General features: G+C 69.6%; 2 protein-coding genes. Both read left to right on the top strand.

Features of this window, described 5'->3' with window-relative positions; all coding sequences use genetic code 11:
- Window positions 1–120 precede the first annotated feature (120 nt).
- Window positions 121–336 carry a CbtB domain-containing protein gene (locus GA0115240_RS17985; protein WP_093737693.1) on the top strand — a complete coding sequence of 72 codons (216 nt, stop codon included), beginning with the start codon at window positions 121–123 and terminating at the stop codon, window positions 334–336.
- A gap of 45 nt (window positions 337–381) precedes the next feature.
- Window positions 382–1242 carry a CbtA family protein gene (locus GA0115240_RS17980; RefSeq protein ID WP_093737692.1) on the top strand — a complete coding sequence of 287 codons (861 nt, stop codon included), beginning with the start codon at window positions 382–384 and terminating at the stop codon, window positions 1240–1242.
- Window positions 1243–1327: the final 85 nt, after the last annotated feature.

Genomic DNA, 1327 nt, shown 5'->3' with positions numbered 1-1327 from the left:
AATCCGGCACGGTCGCGCCACTGTGAGCCCACCGCCGCCTGGCGGAGGGGGAGTCAGATACCCGCCCATCACGACGCCCATGGAACAGGGACGCACGATCCCCCAAGGAGGGCCCACCCTATGAGCAGCATCACCCCGTCCCGTCCGGCCGCGACGCCGGTCGTCCTGCCCGTCTCCAAGGCCGCGATATGGCTCGTGGGCACCGTCGTACTGGCGCTCGCCGCCTACTACTTCATCGGTGTCGACCAGGGCGCCGTCTCGGTGTTCGGCAAGGACATGCACATCCACGAGTTCGTCCACGACGCGCGTCACTTCCTCGGCTTCCCCTGCCACTGACCCGTCACCCCGTCACCTGCTCGCCTGACGTACGGACAACTCGACATGGAAAAAAAGCTCATACTGCGCGGCCTGCTGGCCGGCGCAGCGGCCGGGCTGCTCGCCTTCCTCTTCGCCCGGATCTTCGCCGAACCGCAGATCGGCAAGGCGATCTCCTACGAAAACGGCCGTGACGCGGCGCAGGCCGCACTGGACAAGGCGGCCGGGCTGCCGCCGGAGGCCGCGGGCCCCGATCTGTTCAGCCGCACCATCCAGGCCGATGTCGGCATCGGCGTCGGCATGATCGTCTTCGGCATGGCGATGGGCGCGCTGTTCGCGGTGGCCTATTCCGTGAGCCTGGGCCGGGTCGGCGCGCTGCGCCCCCGCGGTCTGGCGCTGACCGTCGCGGCCGGCGGCTTCCTCGGCATGTACCTGGTGCCGTTCTTGAAGTACCCGGCCAACCCGCCCGCCATCGGACACGAGGAGACCATCAAGACCCGCAGCGGCCTGTACCTGATCATGGTGCTGTGCTCGGTGGCGTTCCTGGTGGCGGCCGTCTGGCTCGGCAAGCGCCTCCAGCCGCGCTTCGGCAACTGGAACGCGGTGCTGCTGGCCGGCGCCGCCTTCGTCGTCGCCATCGGCACCGTCATGCTGCTCCTGCCGTCGCTCGGCCATCTGACCTACAACAAGGAGCAGTTCGGCAACCACGCCACCGAGACGCCGCTGCCGCTGACCAACAGTAAGGGCACCATCGTCTACCCGGGCTTCCCGGCCGACGTGCTCTACTCCTTCCGCTTCTACTCCGTCGCCGCCCAGTTGCTGCTCTGGTCGACGATCGGCCTGGTCTTCGCGCCGCTGGCCGAACGCCTGCTGCAGCCCCGTCCCGGTACCTCGGCGGCCCGGGAGCCGGCCCCGGTCCCGGTGTGAGCACGCCGGGCGCGCCGATCGGGGAACTCGCGGCGCTCGGCCCGTTCTTCGCGCTGGAAGCGCACGGGCCGTACGAGCCGCACGA

Source organism: Streptomyces sp. DvalAA-14, from assembly GCF_900091855.1.
GTDB lineage: Bacteria > Actinomycetota > Actinomycetes > Streptomycetales > Streptomycetaceae > Actinacidiphila.
The sequence above is the reverse complement of the archived record's forward strand: the minus strand, read 5'-3'. Positions and strand labels throughout refer to the sequence as shown.

Bases quoted from the DNA above. Each gene is read 5' to 3' on its own strand.
- GA0115240_RS17985 (WP_093737693.1), top strand. From the start codon at position 121: ATGAGCAGCATCACCCCGTCCCGTCCGGCCGCGACGCCGGTCGTCCTG.
- GA0115240_RS17980 (WP_093737692.1), top strand. From the start codon at position 382: ATGGAAAAAAAGCTCATACTGCGCGGCCTGCTGGCCGGCGCAGCGGCC.